Source organism: Hyphomicrobium denitrificans 1NES1 (assembly GCF_000230975.2).
Classification (GTDB): Bacteria; Pseudomonadota; Alphaproteobacteria; order Rhizobiales; family Hyphomicrobiaceae; genus Hyphomicrobium_B; species Hyphomicrobium_B denitrificans_A.
In genome coordinates this window covers 1730054-1751017 of record NC_021172.1, presented here as the reverse complement: position 1 = coordinate 1751017, position 20964 = coordinate 1730054, and the positions used below count along the sequence as shown (strand labels likewise).

At 60.3% G+C, this 20964-nt stretch carries 26 protein-coding genes; 17 read left to right on the top strand and 9 right to left on the bottom strand.

Annotated elements, in window-relative coordinates; all coding sequences use genetic code 11:
- Positions 1 to 20: 20 nt before the first annotated feature.
- The 4 genes from secG to HYPDE_RS08335 all read left to right on the top strand — a co-directional run bounded on the left by secG (position 21) and on the right by HYPDE_RS08335 (position 3503).
- A complete protein-coding gene (secG, locus tag HYPDE_RS08350; protein WP_015597985.1) occupies positions 21 to 404 on the top strand; it encodes a preprotein translocase subunit SecG in 384 nt (127 codons plus the stop codon).
- Positions 405 to 511: 107 nt separating this feature from the next.
- Positions 512 to 1087, top strand: a complete 576-nt coding sequence (locus HYPDE_RS08345) for a hypothetical protein (protein ID WP_015597984.1) — start codon at positions 512 to 514, stop codon at positions 1085 to 1087.
- A 111-nt stretch (positions 1088 to 1198) separates the two neighbouring features.
- Positions 1199 to 2827 (top strand): CTP synthase, encoded by a 1629-nt coding sequence (locus HYPDE_RS08340; protein WP_015597983.1) that lies wholly within the window; start codon positions 1199 to 1201, stop codon positions 2825 to 2827.
- A 154-nt stretch (positions 2828 to 2981) separates the two neighbouring features.
- Complete coding sequence (locus tag HYPDE_RS08335; protein ID WP_081625103.1) at positions 2982 to 3503, top strand: nucleoside deaminase; 522 nt, start codon at positions 2982 to 2984, stop codon at positions 3501 to 3503.
- A gap of 88 nt (positions 3504 to 3591) precedes the next feature.
- Here the strand turns inward: HYPDE_RS08335 and HYPDE_RS08330 are convergent, their stop codons facing one another.
- Positions 3592 to 3849, bottom strand: coding sequence for a hypothetical protein (locus tag HYPDE_RS08330; RefSeq protein WP_041321035.1), 258 nt, complete (start codon positions 3847 to 3849; stop codon positions 3592 to 3594).
- A gap of 475 nt (positions 3850 to 4324) precedes the next feature.
- Here HYPDE_RS08330 and pqqA point away from each other — a divergent pair, with 475 nt between their 5' ends.
- Both pqqA and kdsA read left to right on the top strand, forming a co-directional pair.
- Positions 4325 to 4414, top strand: a complete 90-nt coding sequence (gene pqqA / locus HYPDE_RS08325) for a pyrroloquinoline quinone precursor peptide PqqA (protein WP_015597947.1) — start codon at positions 4325 to 4327, stop codon at positions 4412 to 4414.
- Between the two features lie 117 nt (positions 4415 to 4531).
- Complete coding sequence (kdsA, locus tag HYPDE_RS08320) at positions 4532 to 5398, top strand: 3-deoxy-8-phosphooctulonate synthase (protein WP_015597980.1); 867 nt, start codon at positions 4532 to 4534, stop codon at positions 5396 to 5398.
- Between the two features lie 178 nt (positions 5399 to 5576).
- Here kdsA and HYPDE_RS08315 read toward each other — a convergent pair whose 3' ends face one another.
- From HYPDE_RS08315 to HYPDE_RS08290, 6 genes are all read right to left on the bottom strand, one after another.
- On the bottom strand, positions 5577 to 5819 hold the full coding sequence (locus tag HYPDE_RS08315) for a hypothetical protein (protein ID WP_015597979.1): 243 nt from the start codon (positions 5817 to 5819) through the stop codon (positions 5577 to 5579).
- Positions 5820 to 6045: 226 nt separating this feature from the next.
- Entirely contained in the window at positions 6046 to 6726 is a 681-nt protein-coding gene (locus HYPDE_RS08310; RefSeq protein ID WP_041321033.1) for a hypothetical protein, read from the bottom strand.
- An 11-nt stretch (positions 6727 to 6737) separates the two neighbouring features.
- Positions 6738 to 7658, bottom strand: a complete 921-nt coding sequence (locus HYPDE_RS08305) for an ABC transporter permease (protein ID WP_051112064.1) — start codon at positions 7656 to 7658, stop codon at positions 6738 to 6740.
- An 86-nt stretch (positions 7659 to 7744) separates the two neighbouring features.
- Entirely contained in the window at positions 7745 to 8542 is a 798-nt protein-coding gene (locus HYPDE_RS08300) for an ABC transporter ATP-binding protein (protein ID WP_051112063.1), read from the bottom strand.
- A 40-nt stretch (positions 8543 to 8582) separates the two neighbouring features.
- Positions 8583 to 9566 (bottom strand): PQQ-dependent catabolism-associated beta-propeller protein, encoded by a 984-nt coding sequence (locus HYPDE_RS08295; protein ID WP_041320205.1) that lies wholly within the window; start codon positions 9564 to 9566, stop codon positions 8583 to 8585.
- 68 nt (positions 9567 to 9634) lie between these two features.
- Entirely contained in the window at positions 9635 to 10951 is a 1317-nt protein-coding gene (locus HYPDE_RS08290; RefSeq protein ID WP_015597974.1) for an ABC transporter substrate-binding protein, read from the bottom strand.
- Positions 10952 to 11228: 277 nt separating this feature from the next.
- Between HYPDE_RS08290 and HYPDE_RS08285 the strand changes: the two genes are divergently transcribed.
- The 10 genes from HYPDE_RS08285 (at position 11229) to HYPDE_RS08240 (ending at position 18232) form a co-directional block, all read left to right on the top strand.
- Positions 11229 to 11735, top strand: a complete 507-nt coding sequence (locus HYPDE_RS08285) for a DUF3280 domain-containing protein (protein WP_015597973.1) — start codon at positions 11229 to 11231, stop codon at positions 11733 to 11735.
- The gene (locus HYPDE_RS08280; RefSeq protein WP_015597972.1) at positions 11732 to 12712 is read left to right on the top strand and encodes an ABC transporter substrate-binding protein; all 981 of its coding nucleotides are present in this window, start codon (positions 11732 to 11734) and stop codon (positions 12710 to 12712) included. Before HYPDE_RS08285 ends, HYPDE_RS08280 begins: the two co-directional genes overlap by 4 nt.
- On the top strand, positions 12675 to 13484 hold the full coding sequence (locus HYPDE_RS08275; protein ID WP_015597971.1) for an ABC transporter permease: 810 nt from the start codon (positions 12675 to 12677) through the stop codon (positions 13482 to 13484). Before HYPDE_RS08280 ends, HYPDE_RS08275 begins: the two co-directional genes overlap by 38 nt.
- The gene (locus HYPDE_RS08270; RefSeq protein WP_015597970.1) at positions 13472 to 14212 is read left to right on the top strand and encodes an ABC transporter ATP-binding protein; all 741 of its coding nucleotides are present in this window, start codon (positions 13472 to 13474) and stop codon (positions 14210 to 14212) included. Before HYPDE_RS08275 ends, HYPDE_RS08270 begins: the two co-directional genes overlap by 13 nt.
- A gap of 38 nt (positions 14213 to 14250) precedes the next feature.
- Positions 14251 to 14988 carry a (5-formylfuran-3-yl)methyl phosphate synthase gene (locus HYPDE_RS08265; protein ID WP_015597969.1) on the top strand — a complete coding sequence of 246 codons (738 nt, stop codon included), beginning with the start codon at positions 14251 to 14253 and terminating at the stop codon, positions 14986 to 14988.
- Entirely contained in the window at positions 14985 to 15446 is a 462-nt protein-coding gene (locus tag HYPDE_RS08260; RefSeq protein ID WP_015597968.1) for a dihydroneopterin aldolase, read from the top strand. The genes HYPDE_RS08265 and HYPDE_RS08260 overlap by 4 nt, the downstream gene beginning before the upstream one ends.
- The gene (locus tag HYPDE_RS08255; protein WP_015597967.1) at positions 15439 to 16056 is read left to right on the top strand and encodes a uridylate kinase; all 618 of its coding nucleotides are present in this window, start codon (positions 15439 to 15441) and stop codon (positions 16054 to 16056) included. Before HYPDE_RS08260 ends, HYPDE_RS08255 begins: the two co-directional genes overlap by 8 nt.
- Entirely contained in the window at positions 16056 to 16643 is a 588-nt protein-coding gene (locus tag HYPDE_RS08250) for a DUF447 domain-containing protein (RefSeq protein ID WP_015597966.1), read from the top strand. Before HYPDE_RS08255 ends, HYPDE_RS08250 begins: the two co-directional genes overlap by 1 nt.
- The gene (locus tag HYPDE_RS08245; RefSeq protein WP_015597965.1) at positions 16640 to 17824 is read left to right on the top strand and encodes a class I SAM-dependent methyltransferase; all 1185 of its coding nucleotides are present in this window, start codon (positions 16640 to 16642) and stop codon (positions 17822 to 17824) included. Before HYPDE_RS08250 ends, HYPDE_RS08245 begins: the two co-directional genes overlap by 4 nt.
- Before the next feature lie 126 nt (positions 17825 to 17950).
- Positions 17951 to 18232: a PepSY domain-containing protein gene (locus HYPDE_RS08240; RefSeq protein ID WP_015597964.1), complete on the top strand. Its 282-nt coding sequence runs from the start codon at positions 17951 to 17953 to the stop codon at positions 18230 to 18232.
- A 63-nt stretch (positions 18233 to 18295) separates the two neighbouring features.
- Here HYPDE_RS08240 and HYPDE_RS08235 read toward each other — a convergent pair whose 3' ends face one another.
- Positions 18296 to 19306 (bottom strand): hydantoinase/oxoprolinase family protein, encoded by a 1011-nt coding sequence (locus tag HYPDE_RS08235; RefSeq protein ID WP_041321025.1) that lies wholly within the window; start codon positions 19304 to 19306, stop codon positions 18296 to 18298.
- A gap of 59 nt (positions 19307 to 19365) precedes the next feature.
- On the opposite strand from HYPDE_RS08235, the gene HYPDE_RS08230 reads away from it, so the two are divergent.
- Positions 19366 to 20073 (top strand): HisA/HisF-related TIM barrel protein, encoded by a 708-nt coding sequence (locus HYPDE_RS08230; protein ID WP_015597962.1) that lies wholly within the window; start codon positions 19366 to 19368, stop codon positions 20071 to 20073.
- Between the two features lie 184 nt (positions 20074 to 20257).
- Here the strand turns inward: HYPDE_RS08230 and fae are convergent, their stop codons facing one another.
- Positions 20258 to 20770, bottom strand: coding sequence for a formaldehyde-activating enzyme (gene fae / locus HYPDE_RS08225; protein WP_015597961.1), 513 nt, complete (start codon positions 20768 to 20770; stop codon positions 20258 to 20260).
- Between the last annotated feature and the right edge of the window lie 194 nt (positions 20771 to 20964).

Here is a 20964-nt window from a genome sequence, read left to right as displayed (position 1 = left end):
TTGTTGGATTCGAGAACACGATGGCCACCGTTCTGCTCGTCATTCACCTTATGATTTCCGCGGCGCTGGTCGGGGTAGTGCTGCTTCAGAAGTCTGAAGGCGGCGCGCTGGGCATCGGCGGCAGCGGCGGCGGTGGCGGCGGTTTTTTGACGGGGCGCGGTACGGCCAACCTGCTGACGCGCACGACGGCTGCTTTGGCGGCGGCGTTCTTCCTCACCAGCATTGCCCTGACATTGCTGGCGCGGCATTCGGGGAGCGCGGGCTCCGTATTCGATACTGCCCGTCCGGCTGGAGCGCCGGCGGCAGGTCCGGCCACGCCGGGTGAAAGTGCTCCGGCTGGTCGCGGCGGTATCCTCGACAAGCTGCAGCCGCCGTCAGGACCAGCGGTTCCGCAGAACCAATAAGGCACTCCGCGCATATCTCTGTACATAGTGGCCTTTGATAATGCGAAGGCCGATAGACCTCGGCTGCCTTCCCTGTAATTAATCGTGGGTAACGGGGGGGAGAGGTCATGGCGGATCGCGCGCGGAATGCATTTCGGTCTGAAGCGGGAATCAGATCCGCTTGGCCAAACTTCTTGATCGCGAATGCAGCAGCGGCGCTGCTTTGCGGATGCAGTGCAAATCTCGGAGACCTCTCGACATCTTCGGTCGCCGCTTATCAGCCCGCGAGTCTCTTTTCGCCCAACGGATATAGCGTCTCGGCCAATGCCGACGGAAGTCTTCACGTAACCGCCGCCGGTTCTCCCGGAACGCCCGCGACGCGGCTTGAAAAAATCGCGCTCGCGCGGGCTGCCGAATACGGCGACGAGCGGCACGCGAAGTCCTTCAAGGCGACCTCGGCGCAAACGGCCATTACGTGCGGCAAGACAAAAATTGCCAACAAGGACGGTCAGATCAACGTCAAGCCGCTCGACTACCGGGTCGTCGCAATTGACGTCACGTACGAGCCCAACGGGCAAGACGCGGGGACCCGCCAGACGGGCGAGACGGCGAACGCGCTGAAAGCCGAGCTTCAATCCGAAACTGTGCCGCCAGAGGTGCAGGCGGCGGCCGCCCAGGAGGTCGCGCAGTACTGCCGCAGGTAGCTGCAACGCAACCCGGCAGGGCAAGAGCCCGGGATTGCGACCTTTTCGGTTGGTGAAGGTGCAAAAAAGCCGCTTCCGAATCCGGGGGTGGCTGTGCGAGAACCAAGGCCCATGCAACGGTATATCTTCATCACCGGCGGCGTGGTCTCCTCCCTTGGAAAAGGTCTCGCATCGGCCGCCCTTGGCGCGCTTCTTCAGGCGCGTGGTTACTCGGTTCGGCTCAAGAAGCTTGATCCATACTTGAATGTCGATCCGGGCACGATGAGCCCGTATCAGCATGGGGAGGTTTTCGTCACCGACGACGGTGCCGAGACGGACCTCGACCTCGGCCACTATGAGCGGTTCACGGGCGTTCCGGCGAAAAAGTCGGACAACGTCACGACGGGGCGCATCTACCAGGACATTCTCGCGAAGGAGCGCCGCGGCGATTTCCTTGGCGGTACCGTGCAGGTCATTCCGCACGTTACCGACGCCATCAAGAGCTTCGTGCTGTCGGGCAACGAGGACGTAGATTTCGTGCTCGTGGAGATCGGCGGCACGGTCGGCGACATCGAAGGCTTGCCGTTCTTCGAGGCGATCCGCCAGCTCGGCAACGAGCTGCCGCGCGGAGCCTCTGTTTTCATTCATTTGACGCTAATGCCGTTTATTCCGTCGGCGGGCGAGCTCAAGACGAAGCCGACGCAGCATTCGGTCAAGGAGCTGCGATCGATCGGCATCCAGCCCGACATTCTTCTCTGCCGTTCCGATCGTGACATCCCGGTCGGCGAGCGCAAAAAGATCGCGCTGTTCTGCAACGTCCGCCCCGAGGCCGTCATTCAGGCGCTCGACGTTGCATCGATCTACGACGTGCCGCTTGCCTATCACCGGGAAGGGCTCGACCGCGAGGTGCTTGCCGCATTCGGCATCACGGGCGCGCCGAAGCCGGATCTCGTCCGCTGGGAGACGATCTCGCGCAGCATCGCGCAGCCGGAGGGCGAAGTCACGATCGCCATCGTCGGTAAGTACACCGGCCTCAAGGACGCTTATAAATCGCTCAATGAGGCGCTCGTTCACGGCGGCATTGCGAACCGCGTCAAGGTCAACCTCGAATGGATCGAAAGCGAGATTTTCGAGCGCGAAGATCCGGCGCCTTACCTTGAAGGCGTCAATGGCATTCTCGTGCCGGGTGGATTCGGCGAGCGCGGCTCCGAGGGCAAAGTGCTGGCGGCGAAATTCGCGCGCGAGCGTGGCGTTCCTTATTTCGGTATCTGCTTCGGCATGCAGATGGCGTGCCTCGAAGCGGCGCGCAACCTTGCCAAGATCCACGACGCAAGCTCGACGGAATTTGGAGAAACGGCGGAACCCGTCATCGCGATGATGACGGAATGGATGCGCGGCAACGAACTCGAGCAGCGTCGCCAGGGCGGAGAACTCGGCGGCACGATGCGCCTCGGTGCTTACGCAGCGGAGCTTCAGCCCGGGAGCCGCATCGCCAAGGTCTACGGCGCGACGGGCATCTCGGAGCGCCACCGTCACCGCTACGAGGTCAACATGCGCTATCGCGAGGCGCTCGAGCGGGCGGGTCTGCGGTTCGCAGGTCTCTCTCCTGACGGATTACTGCCGGAAACCGTCGAATACCCGGATCATCCGTGGTTCATCGGCGTCCAATACCATCCCGAACTTAAATCGCGTCCGTTCGAGCCGCATCCGCTGTTTGCGAGCTTCATTGCTGCGGCCGTGGAGCAGAGCCGACTCGTCTAGGACGGCAATCCGAGGGACCCTGGTCCCTCGGTGAGGCGTTGGTTGATCTTTTCAACGCCTAAGACTCGCGTGGCTGCGGATTGGCCCTCGACGTTAGGCCGAGGCGCGCGCATTTTTTTGCCGCCATTCTGCTTCGGTCTTTGGGAAATCATCCATGCATCGACGAACTTTGCTCAAAGGTGGAACTGCGCTTGTTGCGGTTGCCTTGACGGCAGGACAGGAAGTCCGTGCGCGGTCGGCTCCGGTGCTGCCGGATGATGCGCGCTTCATGCAGCTTGCTATCGACGAAGCGGCGAAGGCTGACTTCCCGTTCGGCTCTGTGATCGTCAAGGATGGCGAGGTGCTGGCGCAAGGCCATAACCGCACGCATGCCGAGCGCGATCCGACAGCGCATGGCGAGATGGTCGCCATTCGCGCTTTCCTCAGACAACACGGACCTGAGGCACTCAAGGGCACGACGCTCTACACATCGGGCGAGCCTTGCTGCATGTGCATGGGCGCGATCATCTGGTGCGGCATCGGACGGGTCGTCTTTGCTGCCTCGATCGCTCAGCTCGCGACCAAGATCGGCCAGATCATGCTGACCGCCGAGGATATCGCGGCGAAAGCGCCGTTCGCATCTATCGATATAACCGGCGGCGTGCTCGCGGAGGATGCCGTCCGGCTATTCAAGTGAGCCGCGGCATTTCGATGTCGAAATGAGCCAACAAAAAATCCCGGCTGATGAGGCCGGGATTTCACTCCAATCTGTCGTGCCGGTGGCGCTATGGCGTTGTCGTGGCGGGCGCCGCGGGAGCGGTGGCAGGCGCGGTCGTCTCGGCCGGTGCCGTGACGGTCTTGACGTCGAGCCGCAGCGCGCCCGAGTAGAGCAAACCACCGAACACGATTGCGAACACGATCGCCGTCGCCAGTGCGTTCAAGAAGCGGTTGGAGAATGAAATCATGTTGCCGATCAGATCGAGAATGAACACGATCACGGCGCCTATCAGTACAGGTTCTACCCAAGGGTATTGTTCAAGCATGCTAGTCCCCATTCCCTTTTGTTGAATGCCGCCTCCCGAGTCGCGGCTTGCAAGTATTTTATAGCACAGCGAAGCAGGCATGACCTACGGCATCGCACAATCAGGCACCGGCGACGGCGCCGGATGGGGCGAGAAGGGCACAATTTCCGTCGCGTTTTGTCATTATGCGCCGCGCGGTTGCATCTGGATTCGCCATTAGATTGTGAGCCATTTGGGAGGCCAAGAGCAGAATTCGAGAATTTTGCCGAGGACGGAGCAGGGGACCATCGTTCTGCGGCGTAGCGCATATCCGGAGGATGTGCTGGTTCGTTTGAGCTTGGACGGTATAAGTATATGAAATGCTATAACAGTTCGCGTTTTCGTGATCACGAAAAGTTTGGACGCCGTTAGAGAAAAGAGATTGGTGTTTTAGTGCTTACCTCATTAAGTAAATTTCCAACAGGAACAACCTGTCGAATACCGAGGAGGACACACTATGAAAGTCTGGACGAAACCGGCAGTTCGCGAGCAGGAAGTTGGTCTCGAGGTCACGAGCTACCTGCCGGCCGAGATCGACCTTATCTAACGAATGCGAGCCCTTAGGTTCTTGAAACGGCGGCCTTTTGGCCGCTGTTTTTGTTTTTACTGGGTAGACATGCGGGCGGGGCTCGCCGTGCGCTGAGGCCGCCGCTATAACGCTCGCATGACTCACCATGAAACGCTGAAGCCCGCCGCGCAGGTTCGCGCCGGAAACGTGCTTTTCGCCAACGATGCTCCGATTTCGGTGCTCGCCGGGCCGTGTCAGATGGAGAGCCGTGGGCACGCCCTGGAGATGGCGGCGGCATTGGGCGAAGCGGCCAAGGCGCTCGGAATAGGTCTCGTCTACAAGTCGTCGTTCGACAAGGCGAACCGGACCTCGCTAACCGGCCGGCGCGGCATCGGTCTCGATGCGGCACTGCCAATATTTGCCGAAATCCGTGAGCGTTTCGGATTGCCCGTCGTGACCGACGTGCATGAGGTCGCCCAGTGCGCGCCTGTGGCGGAAGTCGCCGACATTTTGCAGATTCCGGCGTTCCTGTGCCGGCAGACTGACCTGCTCGTGGCCGCAGCCAAGACTGGCCGTGTCGTCAAGATCAAGAAGGGTCAGTTTCTCGCGCCCTGGGACATGAAGAACGTCGTCGCGAAGGTGACCGGGTCAGGCAACCCGAACGTGCTTGTCACCGAACGCGGGTCTAGCTTCGGCTACAATACACTGGTTGTCGATATGCGGGCGCTGCCACAAATGGCGGAGACCGGCGCGCCGGTCATTTTCGACGCGACGCACGCGGTGCAGCAACCGGGCGGACAGGGAACATCGTCGGGCGGCGATAGACGCTTCGTGCCTGTGCTGGCGCGGGCGGCGGTCGCGGCGGGTGTCGCGGGCCTTTTCATCGAGACGCATCAGGACCCCGACCACGCACCGTCGGATGGGCCCAATATGGTTCCGCTCAAAGATTTCGCGGCGCTTATCTCGGAGCTTCAGGCAATCGACCGGGTCGTAAAAAAGCAGAAGAGCGCGAGCCAGACTTAAGTCTCGCGCTCCGATTGTTCATCGCCGCGGGCGCTCGGCCATGCGGCTTCTCTCAGATGTTTCTTGCATTCAGCGGGCATTCGCAGCGCTACGAATGCCTTGGTGCTCATCGCCCTCGCCAGTCGGGCGACAGTCGCAGCGATAAAGGTAAGTCGCGTCGACCGGCGGGAGTATTTCCTTAGATTTTTGCAGACCAGAGCTTGATCGCCAGACGGTCGACTTGAGACTGACTGGAGAGGCCGCCGAATTGCGCGTTATCTGCCACGACGACACCGGCGGCGCAGGTGTGAGTCGGACAGAAGAGCAAAGGCGGGACTTTCCCAACGTTGACGGCGGCGATCGCCATCGACGTCATGAACAGGCTTATTGTCGAGAGGCAGGAAACGTAGGCAAGGGCACGCGAAACAAGTTCGTATTGCATCTGTCAACCTCACAAAACGCGAAACAGGGAAGACGACACATCACTTGCATTGTCGATCGCGGGGACCGGAGAGTGGTTCGAGGATCGAATACGTTGAGGGTATGTCAACCTTGGTTAAGGACGCGTTAAGGCTAAGGATGCGTAAAGATTTTTTTCGCTCCGCCCGGAATGGTCGGAGCGCTTGATTTAGAGAATTCTGGAGCCGCTTTGCGAGCCTTGCGTGAGCTCAGCTCTTCATCTCGGCGCGGATCGCGCGAGCAACATCGCCAGCGCGTTCATCGATGAGCTGCGGGATCTCGCAAGCAATCGGAATGTTGGCCTGCTTTTCTTGGAAGGCGCGGACTTCCCATTTGTATTTCTCTTCAGCATCGGACTCCTTGCCGGCGACGCCGGCTTCGGCCGTTGGATCTTCCGCCTCGGCTTGTTCTTGCGGCTGAAGCTCGAGGGCTTCCTTTTCGATCGCTTTCGAGCGCTCGACCTGACGCTCGTGGAACTTTTCGATACCCTTCATGACGGTCTTGCGGTCTTCATTCGTGCGCGTCAGTACGGCAGAGAAAAGCTCGGTCAGCTTGGCGTCGTGCTGATCGGCCGGAAGGCCCGCGGCGTATTTCTTGATCGCGGCTTCAACGTCGTCCATCTTCACACGCCGGGAAATCACGTACCGCGAAAGCTTCCGGATCGCGTCGTCCTTGTGCCAGCTCGTGGTATCGGTGATCTGCGGTCCATCCCAGATCATCGCGGCCGAGAGTTCCGGCACCTTGCGATAGATGCACGGCCACTCGTCCTTTTTGGCTTCGGGTTTTGCATCTTCTGCGAAGGTTGGGGTTGCGATAAGCGCGATGGTTGCCATTGCCGCAATGCCGGAAATGGTCCAGCCAAACAGGCGGGAAACGGAGCTTGTGATCATATCGCACCTCATCATGCTGGGCCGCCCGGCCCGCCTCGGCGGGCAATCAGGCCTTTCGAGGGATTATAGGCAAATACCGCCGCGGCGAGGAACACCACGGTACAGCCAACGACGACCGCGAGGGAAATCGTGTCGACCTGTCCGTACAGCGCGAAGCGAACCAATTCAACTGCGTAAGTGAACGGATTGAGACGGCAGATTTCGTAAAGAAGCGGGCTCGCCTCGCGGATGCGCCAGAGTGGGTAAAGAGCCGACGACGCGAAGAACATCGGGAAGATGACAAAGTTCATCACGCCCGCAAAGTTTTCGAGTTGCTTGATGACCGAGGAAATGAAGAGCGCCAGCGCGCCGAGCATCAGCCCTGCGAGGATGATCGCCGGTATCACGGTGATGTAGCCGAGGAAAGGTTGGATAAATCCCGGGACGGAAAAGAGTGTCTGGATGATCGGATCGGTCATCTTTGGAATCGCGTCGCCTGCCCAGCTCGGCGGATCGAAGAAGGTGAAAAGTTTCACTTCTGCGATCGGTGGTGGCTGGATGCCCCACCAGTACGCGACGAACACGAAGGCGAACGATTGCAGCAAGGCAACCGATACGCCGCCGAGAAGCTTCGACAGCAGAAGGAAGGAACGCGGGAACGGGCTGACGAGCAGCGTTCGCATCGTGCCCGTTTCGCGGTCATAGACCATCGACAGCGAGGACTGCATCGCGTTGAACAAGAGGATCATCGCGATCAGGCCGGGTGCAATGAATTCCTCGTAGAGCACGTATGTTTCGTAAGGCGGAATAATCGACACGCCGAGCGTCTGGCGAAATCCCGCCGCGAAAATGAAAAGCCAGATCAGCGGCCTGACGAGCGCTGAGAGAAACCGCTCGCGCTGGTGCAGGTAGCGCAGGATTTCGCGCCAGACGATGCCCCTGAAGCACGCCATATATCCGCCGATACCAAGCCGGCGGCGGGCGGCATGATCGGATTCGGCGAGGGTCGCCGAGGTCGCGCTCGAGAATGCCGTCGACATCAGGCTGCCTCCTCGATCGGCGCCTTGGTTCCGGTGACGGCGCGAAACGCTTCGCGCACGCTGGTCGTGCCGGTCTGCGAAAGAAGCTGTGGTACGCCGCCGTTGAAGAGGACGACGCCCTTGTGAAGTATGATGACCTGATCGGTTCGGAGAACCTCATCCATCAGATGCGTCGCCCATAAGACGCCAAGGCGCTCCTTGGCGACCAGATCGCGGACGATCTTGATCACGCCCTCGCGGGAGCCGAGGTCGAGGCCGACGGTCGGCTCGTCCAATAAAAGCAGATCGGGGCGATGCATCATCGAGCGCGCGATCTCGACGCGGCGAAGCTGGCCGCCGGAAAGGGCTCGGACTTTTTCATTGCCGCGATCGGCGAGGCCGACAAGTTCGAGCGCGAGGCGCGCCCGCGCGGTTGCCTCGCGACGGGAAAACCCGTGCAGCGCAGCATGGTATTTGAGGTTCTGCGTCAGGGTAAGGTCGATATCGAGCGTGCGGCTTTGAAAGACGACGCCCAAGCGCTGCAAGGCCGACGACGGCTTGCGGCGCACGTCATACCCGCAGATTTCGATCTCGCCGCTGACGTTGTCGTAAAGGCGCGTGACGAGCGAGAACAATGTCGACTTCCCCGCGCCGTTCAGGCCCAGGAGCATCACGAACGCACCCTGGTCGACGGTCAGTGAGACGTCGTCCAACACTTTCTTGTCGCCGAAACTGTGGCTGACGCCGTTGACGACGAGAGCCGGAGTCCGGCCGGTTTCGGCCGTAGCCAATTTCGGGTCTGTCGCTATCGTCGTCATTGCTTCCACAATCCGCTTTGAGGCCTCAGACGCCGATCATTCAATTGGGCGAAACGACGACGCCCCAGGGATAACGGCCGACCTTGATCGATTTGATCGCCTTCTGATTGGCAACGTCGATCACGGTCACATCGTTCGAGGCGCCGTTGGTCGTGAGCAGCTCCTTCCCGTCCGGCGTGAAATACATCTGCCAGACGCGCTGGCCTACGAGAATGTATTTCAAAACTTTGAGAGTGGCGGTGTCGATGACGGCGACGCGGTTCGCCGGTCCGAGCGCGACAAACGCGATCTTGTCGTCTTTCGTGATGCGAATGCCGACCGGCTGGATCGCCTCTTTTGTGATACCCGGAATATCGAAGCTGATTTTGCCGATGATCTTGCGGTCGGCAGGATTGATCACCGTCACGGTGCCACCGACCTCGGATGATACCCAGAGCTGGGTTTGCGCCGAATTGAACATCGCGACGCGCGGCCGGCTGTCGACGAGAACGTTATCGAACGTCTCGTGCTTCGTGGTGTCGATGAAGTGCGCCATGTTCGTCGTTTCCGACGTGTTGACGAGCACTTTGCCGTCAGGGCTCATGCCCATGCCTTCCGGCTCGACGCCCACGGGAATTTCGGTGATGACTTTCGAGGTATTGATATCGACGACGGTGACGAGGTTGTCGTCCTCATTGGCGATATAGAGACGCCTGCCGTCGGGATGCAGCGTCAGGAGCTCGGGGTCGGGACCCGAGGGAAGCGACTTGACGTATTCGAGCGTCTTCGCGTCGTAGATCTTCACGTCGTTGTCGTCGCTGGTGCAGATGATGATCCATTTGCCGTCATTGGACATGACGATGCCGCGCGGCCGCTGGCCGACTTTTACCGTCTTGATGACCTCGAGCTTGTCGGTGTCGATGACGCTGACGGTGTTGTCCTTCTCGTTGGTGACGTAAGCGGTGTACGCGTTAGCCGTGCTTGCGGTCGATGTGATGGCGGCCGCCGACAAAAACGCAGTAAGAATCGCTGAAGATCGCGACATCGCTCGTCTCCGGATGAAATGGATATGTTTGGGGGCTTGCCGTCGCTCGCCGGTTCCAGGCATCGACATCATTGCGTATAGGCTTTGCACTTGGTCTCCGGCTTGTCGTACCCCAGCGTATCGAGAACGCTCGTTTGATGCAGGAATCCGGGCTGCGGAGAAACGCTGACCGGGAGCTTCGGCGTCCCAATGATAAGCGGCTCGCGCAGCTGTCCGTTCCAACTTCTGAAGCTCGTCGCCACGCCTTTAAATGCTGCAACTTCGAAGCCTGGAGACTTGATCAAGTCGCGCAAGGTATCGAAGTCACCGGCATGTTTGCGGGTTGCGGCTTCTCCGACGACCCGTGTCGCGACCCACGCATCGTAGTCGATGTCTCGCATCATGCGGCTGTTCAGCTTGCGGAAGCGGTGCTGGAACTGCGTGCCGCCCCAGAACTCAAGCGCGGGATGCCAGCTCGAAGCCGTCAGCCCTGCAGAGCCTGCGATGGGCCGAGGGACCCAAGTCCGGAACGGAAAGTAATCGGCAAAAAGACGCTTCTCGTCAGCGACGATGACGACGTCGTGGTCCTTTGCATTTTGTAGAAACGACGGGATCTGCTGCTGGATCTGCTCATAGCCGCCATCGGCGCGGCGGCTTCCGGTATTTTGCTTGAACTCAAGCTCCTGAACGATCTTGCCGCCGAATTTCTTGGCAGAGCGGCGATAGGCATCCGCCAGCAGTTTATCTTCCGGAGTCGGGCCGTAAATGAGGAGCCAATTCGGCCATCGCTTCCAGACGAGATATTGCGCCAGGGCGTCGGCCAGCATGGACCGCGTTGGCGCAATATGGAGGACGTTGGCGCGGCAATCCTCTTCCCGAAGCCTGTCGTCGGGATTGCCGACATTGAAGATCAGCGCGTGCTTGTCCTTCAGGGCGTCGGAAAGCTTCAGTAGAGCATCGGGTTCCATATCCGCGATGATGAAGCTGTCACCCGCGCCTATTTTTTCTGTCGCGCCCTTGATCAAGTCGTCGGCATTGCCGTTAAGCACGTCGAGCTTGAACGTCTGGTTGAGGAAGCGTCCGGTGGTGTTGTCGTCGGCTATTCCGAGCTTGGCGCCTGCGATGCCGTCGTCGGCTGACGGGAGATCGAGCATGGACAGGGGCAGTTCCTCGTCCTGCCGGTCCTGTTTGACGTAGAGGATCGAAATCGTAATCTTTTTCTTACTCGCGTCGGTCGTGCTGGATTGCGTTGTGGGTGTCGGAGACTCTGCGGTTGGCATCGTTTGCGGCGCAGTATCCTCCGCGAATGCTGGGCAGGCGACCAGGGCACATCCGGCGAGAACGCTCGAGAAAGCGGCCTTCCAGGAATGCGATTGCGCGGCAGAGCAGGCTGTTGGGGATGCCAATGATCCAACTCCAGTTTGTCTTCGGAATAGGCAATCGCGGAGCCGGCCGCTAATCGCTTCCAATGTTACTGTATTACTGTAAAAGGGGGCGTATCATCAGCTTGTCAAGACAGAGCCTTCGGGCTCGCGCGTTTGTTACCGGCATCTTTGCTAAAGTCCTGATGAACCTCTTGCAATGAAGTGGGGGTAACGAGCACCTACTAATCTGGCGCGCTTCGGCCGAGCGCAATGATCCACCCCGAGCTCATGCTCCCAATCGAAATGGACCGAACCGCCCATGATGCAGCGTTTTCTATTCGCTTTTTTGGCCGTGCTGATGGTTACCCCGGCTGCGGCCAATACGAAGGCCGCCGTTTTCCCGTTTGACTTCCACGACGCACAGCAGGACGGCGAGATGTTTCCGCAAAATGATCCGGAGGATATGAGGCGGCTGCAACTCGTAGCGGACGAGCTGAAGTCCTTAATGCAGAAGGATGGCAGATACCAAGTCGTCGATCTCTCGTCGCGAGCCAAGGAGATCGAGGCGGCATCGCCATTCTACAAATGCGACGGCTGCGAAGCTCCGATTGCCAAAGACGCAGGCGCCGACATCGCCGTCACCGGCTACGTCGATAAGCTTTCGAGCGCCTCGCTCAATCTGCAGATCATCGTGCGCGACACGGCGACGGGGAAGCTAACGAAAACCATGTCGGCCGCAATCAGCGGCAACACAGACGATATGTGGCTGCGGGGCGTCCGATATCTTTGGAAGAACCGTTTCAACGCCGAGGCCAAAGAGAAATGATCAATTTCACTCGCCGGCAAGCGCTTGCTGCCGGGGTTGCGCTAACTACGACGGCAATATGGCCGGGTATCGCGAGCGCCGCGCCACCCGTACGGCTGACGTCTGTCAAGTTCGGGTCGGTGAGCTGGCTGATCGAAACTATTCGCGCCGAGGGCATCGACAAGAAGCACGGGCTCGATCTCGAAGTCGTTGAAGTTGCCAACAATCCTGCGGCGCCGATTGCGCTTCTCTCGGGCAGCGCCGACGTCATCGTCAGCGATTGGACCTGGGCGTTGCGTCAGCGCGCCAAGGGCGATGACCTCAAATTTGCTCCGTATTCGGCCGCGCTCGGCAGCCTGATGGTGCCGAAGAACAGCCCAGTCAAATCCTTTGCCGATCTTGTCGGCAAGAAGATCGGGGTTGCGGGAACGGGCATCGACAAGAGCTGGATCTTGCTCAGAGCTTATTCGCGCAAGGTCATCGGCAAAGACATTGCGAACGTCGCCGATCCGGTTTTCGGCGCGGCGCCGCTCGTCACTGCCGAATTTAAAAGCGGGCGGCTTGATGCTGTCTTGAACTTCTGGACTTACGCGGCGCGTCTCCACGCGGAAGGCGCCCGGGAAATTCTCTCGATGTCGAATGTCGTCAAAGGCCTGGGCGTCAGCCCGACCCCTGCGCTCGTTGGGTTCATCTGGTCGGAGAAAGCGGTCGCGGACAAGGGCATTCCCGTTGACATTCTTTTGAGTGCGGTTGCCGACGCGAATGCGGTACTTGCAAAGTCCGATGCAGCATGGGAACGACTGCGGCCGCTGATCAGGCCGGCCTCGGACGCCGAACTCGTGGCGATCAGAGACTACTACCGGTCGGGAATTACTGGAGCGTGGGGACCGGCCGAGACGTCGGCGGCGGAGAAGCTGACGAACCTTCTCATTGAACTCGGAGACGCGGAACTCGTTGGCGATGGCACCCGTTTCGACCAGAACCTCTTCCATTCCTAGGCCGGCGCGCGCCTTCGGCTTCAATTCGACGATAGAGCGGTTCGCCTGGATGGCGGGATCGCTCTTGGTTTTCGGCCTTTTCTGGCAAGTCCTTGCCGACGTTCTTCAGAACAAATATCTCCCGACGCCGCTCGCCGTTTTCGACGTCATGCTCAGGGAGGCGAGAAGCGGCGAGCTCTGGAAGCATACGTCCGCGACGCTGGTGCGTGTCGCCATCGCCTTCGTTTTTTCGATGTTCATCGGAACGGCGATCGGGCTGGCGCTCGGCAAGTATAAAACGGCGGACAAGTTTTTTGATGCCTGGCTGACGTTGTTCCTGAACCTGCCGGCGCTCGTCACCATCACGCTCTGCTACATCTGGTTCGGGCTGACGGATACCGCCGCGATCATCGCCGTGGCGCTGAACAAGATCCCAAACGTCGCCGTCAACATGCGCGAGGGCGCGCGCAGCCTCTCGAAAGATCTTGCCGAGATGGCGATCATGTACAAGTTCGGGAACTGGAAGACGCTTCGGCACGTGACACTACCACAGCTCGCACCGTTCTTTGCCGCTGCAGCCCGGTCGGGCCTATCGCTCGTCTGGAAGATCGTGCTCGTCGTCGAAGCTTTCGGCCGCTCGAACGGTGTCGGCTATCGTCTCGCGATCGCGTTCCAGGAATTTGACGTCGGCACGATACTGGCCTATGCGCTGGCCTTCATCCTGATCGTGCAAGTCATCGAATTCGCGGTGCTGCAGCCGCTGCAAGCCCGGGTGAGTGCATGGCGCCGCTGAACGGACGAAACACAAACGGGACGATCCGCGTCGCGGTCAAGCGCAAGATCTTTCCGGCGGTTGGAGACCGCGAAGCACAGCTCGTGCTTCAGGATATCGAATTCGAGGTGGCGCCGCGCTCGTTTCTGGTTATCACCGGTCCGTCGGGCTGCGGAAAGTCGACGTTGCTCAACATCATCGCCGGGCTCGACAAGGATTACGAAGGATCGATTGATCTCGGCCCCGCGAAAGACGGCGTAACGTTCATTTTCCAGACGCCCCGGCTTCTGCCCTGGCGCACGCTTTACGAAAATATCGCCCTCGCTCTCCCGAACGGAGATCCTCGTCACGCGCAAATCCCGGCGATGCTGGAGCGCGTCGGGCTGGGTCAGGCGCAGAACGCTTACCCCGAGATGTTGTCGCTCGGCATGCAGCGGCGTGCGGCGCTGGCACGGGGGTTCATCCTCGAACCTCAGATCTTGTTGATGGACGAGCCCTTTGTTTCGCTTGATGATCCTACGGCGGCAAGCCTCAGGGAATTGTTGATGGAGCTGTGGCACCGGCAGCCGACAACCGTGATTTTCGTGACGCACGACCGGTCCGAGGCAATACAACTCGGGACCCGCATCTTGCGCCTGGCGCCGGGACAGGCGAGTGTTGCCCAGGATGCGGTCGTGAACCTGACAGAAGCTCAGCGCCACGACCGGGCTGCGGTGCTCCAAGAGCAAATCCGCATCTTCGCCACCTGATCCCGCGGATCCGCGGCTTATTTATCTCGGACGATGGAATGATCGACGGTTTGACACGGCGGCGTCCCGCCTTTCTGGCGAGCGTGACGAGCGCCGATGAGGCGAGTTTGGCACTCGCAGGCGGCGCCGATGTGATCGATTGCAAAGATCCGTCGGCCGGTGCGCTGGGGGCGCTGCCGCACGCGGTTGTCCGCGAGGTCGCCGCGCGCGTGGCTGGCCGACTGTTGGTGAGCGCGACGGTCGGGGACTTGCCTCCGGAGTCCGGCGCGCTGGTCGAGGCTGCATCCGCGATGGCGCGGACAGGAGTCGATATCGTCAAGATCGGATTTTTCGGCGACGGTGATGCGCGTCCCGCGATCGCTGCGCTGGGGCGGGTGAAGCATCAGAAGGTGCGTCTCGTTGCGGTGCTGATGGCGGATCAGGCCCCGGATTACGAGCTTATTCCATATCTCGCGGCGCACGGTTTTGCCGGCGTGATGCTTGATACGGCGGACAAGTCGGGCGGTCGCTTGACCACGATGCTGCCTGCCGGAGGGCTTTCAAAGTTCGTGTCGTCGGCACGGAATTCCAATCTGATGTGCGGTCTTGCCGGGTCGCTCAGAATGGAAGACATCGCGGGCCTTGCGAGCCTCGGTCCGGACGTGCTGGGCTTCCGCGGTGCGCTTTGCGAGACGGGTCGGTCGAGCAAGCTCGACCCGACACGCGTCGCCGCCATTCGGCTCGAAATCGGCCGCGCACAGAACATCGAGCCTGCACCGGAGAAGTCCGTGGCATGAACAATAAGAAAAAAACGACGAAGCCCGCGCACGACGACAAATCCGCGAAGCTCAGGAGAGCGACTCTCAAATCCCGCCAGATCGGCGACAGCATTTTCGTGCGTGACTTCGTTGTCGATTGCAATGTTGGCGTCTATGCAGAGGAGCAGGGCGTTACCCAACGCGTGCGTTTCACGGTCGAAGCGCGGCTCGCACGGGATGTTTTCACTGTCGACGACGATATGGCGGATGTTCCGTCCTACGCCGACATCATCGACTTCATCGTGGAGCTGGCACGCGGCGGCCATATCAATCTCGTCGAGACGTTTGCCGAACGCATCGCCGCGAACGTCCTTTCGGACAAGCGCATCGTCGCCGTGCGCGTGATGCTCGAAAAGCTGGAACGCGGTCCTCTGCGCGGCGTCGAGATTATTCGTCCTGCGACACGGGAAGCGGCGCGCGAGTTCGGCCGTGGCTGAGAGTGTGGCGAGGGGTGTTTTCCCGCTCGTCGTGAAGGTTGGCGGCAGCCTCGCTGAAACTGGCCGCCTGCCGTTGGCCCTGTCGCTGATCGCAACCGCGTGCATCCCTGTCGTCGTCGTACCGGGCGGAGGCCCCTTCGCCGACAGCATTCGGGCATTGCAACCCAGGATGAGATTCAGCGACGCCGTCGCGCATCGGCTGGCAATGCTTGCGATGCACCAAATGGCCGAATTGGTCGTCGCGCAGCAGGGCGAACGTTTCACAGTCGCGCAATCGCTCGCCGAAATTTCGAATGCGCTAAGAAACCGTAAGGTGCCGGTCTGGGCACCATTACGTATGATCTCGGGTGACACCGCTGTTCCTGCCAGCTGGTCGGCGACGTCGGATAGCCTCGCGGCGCGGCTCGCGGAGCTTCTCGATGCGCGCCTCGTGCTTCTCAAATCCGTAGATATTGAGGCTGGTGCCGATCTCGATGACTTGGCCCGTCGCGGGGTCGTTGATCCAATCCTGCCGTCTATCGTTGCGCGGGGCGGGCTTTCATGGTCCATTTTCGGTCCTTCGGGTGACGCTCGGCTCCGAGCCGTCCTCGAAGGCGAAGGAGAGCGCTGATGCCGCGCATCGTCGAGACCATCGTCACCACCGTGAGTGCTTCGGACGAACCCTACATTGCGCCGCTCGGGCTGATCGAGGACGGGTCGCACTGGATCATTGCGCCGTTCAAGCCGTCACGGACTCTCGAGAATTTGAGAGTTCATCCATTCGCCGTGGCGAGCCATACCGACGACGTGCGTGTTTTTGCGGGCGGCGTCACGGGGCGCAAGCTTTGGCCGCTCGAAGCGACGAAGAAGGTCAAAGGTCATCGCCTTGCCGATTGCGTTTCGCACTGGGAGATGAAGGTCGAGCGGTTCTTCGAAGACGAGCAGCGGCCGCGCTTTGCGTGCACCATCGTACACCGGCAGACGCACAAGCCTTGGGAGGGGTTCAATCGCGCGCAGGCAGCGGTGCTCGAGTTGGCGGTGCTGACGACGCGGCTCAACATGCTGCCGCCTGAAAAAATCGAAAGCGAATTGAAGTATCTCGAAATCGCAATTTCGAAGACCGCCGGCTCGCGCGAGGAAGAAGCCTGGGGATGGCTGATGGAAAAAATCAACGCCTGGCGGCAGGCTCGTTTCGATAAGTCTGCTGACGCCCCATGACACGCAAGGATGACAAGAAAGCCGCCTTCATAGCGGCGCTCGCAGCGGCGCTCGATGCCAAAACCTTCATCAAGCTGACGCTCGGAAAATTTCGGGGCGAGGGCGAACCGAGCAAGGCCGTCGCGACACTCGTCGCTTTGAAGGGCGTTCCGCATTTGAAGCTCGTCACCCGCCTTGCACGCAAGGACGATACCAAGACGTTTTCGATCAACGACGGCATCAATCATATCAAGTTGAGGATCGGCGATACCTATCTCAGCGCGACGCTGTTCTCGACGGACCGCGACGTGACGCTGACCTACAGCAAGAAGCGTGAGCCGCAGCTGACGTCCATCAAGCCGACATTGAAGGCGTCCGAGCCCGCTGCGCATGATCGCGTCAAATCGTATCTCGTCCCGCCGGACCGTCCCTATCTCAAAGCGCTGCAGGTTTCCGATGCAGAGGGACGTATCAAGCCGACAATGCAGGGCAAGTATCGCCAGATTTGTCGCTTCATCGAAATCTTCGACGGACTGTTGAAAGATATAGATCAGAGCGACGCAGACGAGCCGCTGTCCATCCTCGATATCGGATCTGGCAAGGGCTATCTGACGTTTGCACTTTATGATCATCTGACGACAACGCTCGGGCGAACGTGCGTCATGACCGGAATCGAGGTGCGTGGCGATCTCGTGAAACTTTGCAACGAGCTTGCACGCGCGTTGCATTTCTCAGGTCTTGCTTTCGAGGCCGCCGAGGCACAGCAGAGGCGCACGACGCACACCGACATCGTCATTGCGCTTCATGCCTGCGATACGGCGACTGATGACGCCATGGCGCTCGGCATCGCGGCCGATGCGCAAATGATTCTTGCGGCTCCCTGCTGTCAGCACGAGCTGGCGCCGCAGATCAAGGATACGAGCGAGGGTTTTGCCGGGGTCATCAAATATCCGCTGTTCAAGCAGCGTCAGGCTGATCTCGTTACAGATGCAGCACGCGCGCTTTTGCTCGAAGCGTCGGGATATAAGGTTAAGGTCATCGAATTCGTGTCGACCGAGCATACAGCAAAAAATATTCTTATCGCGGCGACAAAATCAGCGAACGTCAATTCCGACCGCGCGAAGCGGCAATATCGGGAATTGAAACGAGCCATGGGCTTTGAGACGCATCATCTGGCGTCGCAACTTAAGGGTGTCGAATGATTGCAAGTGTACCGATGGGCCATTGTTTCACGCTTCACTTGCCGTCATGACAATGGAACCATGCTGCACTGCAGCGGTTGTCGGTATGCCATCCCGACTAGCTTTTCCAAAAGAAGGTAGAGTTCGATGATTGAAGTCTCTCGCTTTGCGCGCCGGGCATTCGCTGTCGCCGCCGTGGCGTTCGCGATGTCGGCGCCGGTTCTCGCGGGCCATGACGAGGTGCGGGACGATCCGGCTGTCGTCACCGACCGCCTGCATCGCATGGGATTTGTTTCCTGGCGTTACATCAAATGGGATCACGGCTACTGGAAGATCGAAGATGCACGCCGCGAGAACGGCCATCAGTATGATCTGAAGCTCGAAGCCGGCACGTTTGACATCGTGCGGCTGGAACGCGAGCGGGGCTAATCGACATAGCCTGACGAATTCTGCCGGCCGCGGGGTCAATGCTGCGGCCGAATTCGTTCCAGGCTATCGCTTCGCTTGCAGCAGCGCGACGGAGACAGCAGGCGCGCAGCGCGTCGCCCATAATCGATGTTCATCCGGCGCGTCGATGAGAGTTCCGAAATCGGACGCGCGCAAATTCATCCGTGACGCAATTCGCTCTGCGGTCGATGCGCCGATGCCGGCGACGACAACGGCCTCGGCCACGATGCCGGGCCGTGATAGGACCTGCAGCACGCCGTCATGGATCGACCGCATTTGGCGTTCCGCGACATAGGCGGCAGAGGCCTGCCATGTCGTCAGATGGCGCATATCGGCATCGCGCCCGAAGCCGCGCGCGAAGCGTGCAAGACTTTCGGATAGGGACTTGCCCCGCCCATCGGCCGTCGCGTGGAAATCGACATCCTCCGGGAGTTCGCCGAGAATGCGCCGGACATCCCCCATTGTCGCGAAGGTGTCGCGCGCCAAACCCTGCCACTGCCCTGCAAGCGGCGCACGCGTAGCGACAGATGGAACGGCCGTCCGCGTCAGCCCGGTATAGACAAGCTCGCCCGTTTGCAGGCGTTCGGCGTCGCTTAAACCCTGTGGCCGGTCGCATGCAACGATGTCGGTCGTCGTCGAGCCGAAATCGATCAGCACTGCGCGGGGCTGCCGTTCTGCGACGAGACGCGCGGTCGCAAGAAAGTTTGCCGAAGCGACCGACAAGGGATCGCCACGCGCCGCTTGCACGTCCGTGAAGCCTTTGAGGCCGACGAATATTCTGAGATCGCCGGCGATCCGCTGGCGCAATCTTTCGAGCAGCGCGACGACGCCCTCTTCGCGACTCGCGAAAATCTCGGTCAGCTCGGCGGTCATCGTGATCGCATGGATTGCGGCGCCGCCGACAATCGGCGCGGCGGAAGCCAACGCGGCATCGAGTTGATCGAGGCCGTGCCATAGCGGACATGCGATCTGACGCACTGCGGCGAGCCGCCCGTTCTCAATCCGCGCAACCTTCAAGTGCGCGCCACCGACATCGTAACCGGCGACAATTGTCATATCGGTCTTCACCTCGCCATTCGGCCCCGTGATACACTCAATCGGCGAGGAGGCAAGCTGTGGACATCATTCCAGTGATCGACGTGGCGCGCGGCAAGGTCGTGCGCGCAATCCAGGGAAAGCGCGCAGCTTACCAGCCCATAGACACTCCCTTGGCTGCATCTTCTGAGCCCGTTGACGTGGCGCGAGGTCTGAGGGCGCTTTATCCCTTCCGCAAGGTCTATATCGCGGATCTCGACGGTATCGAAGGACGCGGTCGCAATACGCACCTCGTGTCGATCCTCAGTCAGGCGCTTCCGCACAGCGAACTCTGGATCGACGCGGGCTCCGGTTCGCGCAGTGCTGCACGCGCCGTTCTGGCGGCCCCCGTCGCGACGCTCGTCGTGGGCTCGGAAAGCCTCGAGAGCGTGCGCGTTTGGCACGAAATTTCAGTGGAGGCGCCCGCGCGCACGGTATTGTCACTCGATTTTCGCGGCGGCGAATTCATGGGGCCGGATGCGCTACTGGCGGACGCTGCGCTCTGGCCGGGGCGTGTGATCGTGATGACGCTTGACCGCATTGCCAGTGAGAGCGGACCCAACATCGCCCTTCTTGAAACGATTGCGGCGCGGGCGGGATCGCGGCGGGTCTATGCCGCGGGCGGCATTCGGGACCGGGCCGACCTCGATCGTGTCAAGAAAGCGGGTGCAGCCGGGGCGTTGGTCGCCTCCATACTCCATGCGCAAAAAATTTCGGCCGGCGATCTGAAACAGATCGCCGGCCGGTAATTGTCCAACGGATGTTGGCGGCAGCCGCTCCAGCGAACCTGGAACCGCGGTAGGTGCGGCTCCGGCTCTTATCTTAACCGCTGTAACGGCCTGAGAGCAGTCTACCCAATCGCTGCAGCAGACCCCCCTTCATGGGAGGGGCAGAGTTATTATTGTTATCGACCTGCTGAGGACGGTTTCCGCTTCAAGTCTTCGCACCGAACGGATGCTGGACCGAGTTGCGCTGTGCAGTCGCTTCGGCGGCGGTCGGCTTGCCGGCCACTGCGCGTGCAATCGATTCCTTCACGGCGCGGTAGTTGTAGTCCTGGATCTTCGCGTCGTCGGCGGCTTCCCAGTGGATGAACACGCCAACGCAGACATAGATGTCGTCAGCTTCGGCAGCCGGGATCACGCCTTCAGCAACCGAGTCCTGAACGGCCTTTGCGACGCCGTACTGAGCCGGTCCGAACATCTGAACGGCCTGGCGGGCGTCCTTGATGGTGACCTTGTTGTAAAGGATCGTGTTCGGCTTGCAGGGGAGGTTCGGCGCGATAACGGCGAGAAGTGTCGTGAAGCCGTCCTTGTTGTTGGTCAGCGCGTTGCAGAAAGCCGTTTCGGCTGCCGAGCCGCGAGGCCCGATGATGAGGTCGATGTGAGCGACTTCGTTGCCGTCGCCGACGAGCGACTCGCCGACCATGACTTTGTTGATTTTGGCCATAAGGGGGGTTCCTCCCACGAATGAAACGATACGAGCACCAACTCTCCCCCGTCAGAAGCCGGGACTTCGCTGAACTGCTCGGGCGATGAATATCCAAGAACGTCGGTGCCCAGGTGTCATGAGTACCAGCGCCAGCCGTAATGGATAGGTCCGCGATCCTCTACGGACACGGCCTGTATTAGCCTCAGGTTATC

Bases quoted from the DNA above. Each gene is read 5' to 3' on its own strand.
- HYPDE_RS08265 (WP_015597969.1), top strand. From the start codon at position 14,251: ATGATCGACGGTTTGACACGGCGGCGTCCCGCCTTTCTGGCGAGCGTG.
- HYPDE_RS08310 (WP_041321033.1), bottom strand. From the start codon at position 6,726: ATGATCACAAGCTCCGTTTCCCGCCTGTTTGGCTGGACCATTTCCGGC.
- secG (WP_015597985.1), top strand. From the start codon at position 21: ATGGCCACCGTTCTGCTCGTCATTCACCTTATGATTTCCGCGGCGCTG.
- HYPDE_RS08250 (WP_015597966.1), top strand. From the start codon at position 16,056: ATGCCGCGCATCGTCGAGACCATCGTCACCACCGTGAGTGCTTCGGAC.
- HYPDE_RS08270 (WP_015597970.1), top strand. From the start codon at position 13,472: ATGGCGCCGCTGAACGGACGAAACACAAACGGGACGATCCGCGTCGCG.
- HYPDE_RS08315 (WP_015597979.1), bottom strand. From the start codon at position 5,819: ATGCAATACGAACTTGTTTCGCGTGCCCTTGCCTACGTTTCCTGCCTC.
- fae (WP_015597961.1), bottom strand. From the start codon at position 20,770: ATGGCCAAAATCAACAAAGTCATGGTCGGCGAGTCGCTCGTCGGCGAC.
- HYPDE_RS08235 (WP_041321025.1), bottom strand. From the start codon at position 19,306: ATGACAATTGTCGCCGGTTACGATGTCGGTGGCGCGCACTTGAAGGTT.
- HYPDE_RS08295 (WP_041320205.1), bottom strand. From the start codon at position 9,566: ATGTCGCGATCTTCAGCGATTCTTACTGCGTTTTTGTCGGCGGCCGCC.
- HYPDE_RS08345 (WP_015597984.1), top strand. From the start codon at position 512: ATGGCGGATCGCGCGCGGAATGCATTTCGGTCTGAAGCGGGAATCAGA.
- kdsA (WP_015597980.1), top strand. From the start codon at position 4,532: ATGACTCACCATGAAACGCTGAAGCCCGCCGCGCAGGTTCGCGCCGGA.
- HYPDE_RS08280 (WP_015597972.1), top strand. From the start codon at position 11,732: ATGATCAATTTCACTCGCCGGCAAGCGCTTGCTGCCGGGGTTGCGCTA.
- HYPDE_RS08275 (WP_015597971.1), top strand. From the start codon at position 12,675: ATGGCACCCGTTTCGACCAGAACCTCTTCCATTCCTAGGCCGGCGCGC.
- pqqA (WP_015597947.1), top strand. From the start codon at position 4,325: ATGAAAGTCTGGACGAAACCGGCAGTTCGCGAGCAGGAAGTTGGTCTC.
- HYPDE_RS08340 (WP_015597983.1), top strand. From the start codon at position 1,199: ATGCAACGGTATATCTTCATCACCGGCGGCGTGGTCTCCTCCCTTGGA.
- HYPDE_RS08285 (WP_015597973.1), top strand. From the start codon at position 11,229: ATGATGCAGCGTTTTCTATTCGCTTTTTTGGCCGTGCTGATGGTTACC.
- HYPDE_RS08245 (WP_015597965.1), top strand. From the start codon at position 16,640: ATGACACGCAAGGATGACAAGAAAGCCGCCTTCATAGCGGCGCTCGCA.
- HYPDE_RS08300 (WP_051112063.1), bottom strand. From the start codon at position 8,542: ATGACGACGATAGCGACAGACCCGAAATTGGCTACGGCCGAAACCGGC.
- HYPDE_RS08335 (WP_081625103.1), top strand. From the start codon at position 2,982: ATGCATCGACGAACTTTGCTCAAAGGTGGAACTGCGCTTGTTGCGGTT.
- HYPDE_RS08305 (WP_051112064.1), bottom strand. From the start codon at position 7,658: ATGGCGTGCTTCAGGGGCATCGTCTGGCGCGAAATCCTGCGCTACCTG.
- HYPDE_RS08260 (WP_015597968.1), top strand. From the start codon at position 14,985: ATGAACAATAAGAAAAAAACGACGAAGCCCGCGCACGACGACAAATCC.
- HYPDE_RS08330 (WP_041321035.1), bottom strand. From the start codon at position 3,849: ATGCTTGAACAATACCCTTGGGTAGAACCTGTACTGATAGGCGCCGTG.
- HYPDE_RS08240 (WP_015597964.1), top strand. From the start codon at position 17,951: ATGATTGAAGTCTCTCGCTTTGCGCGCCGGGCATTCGCTGTCGCCGCC.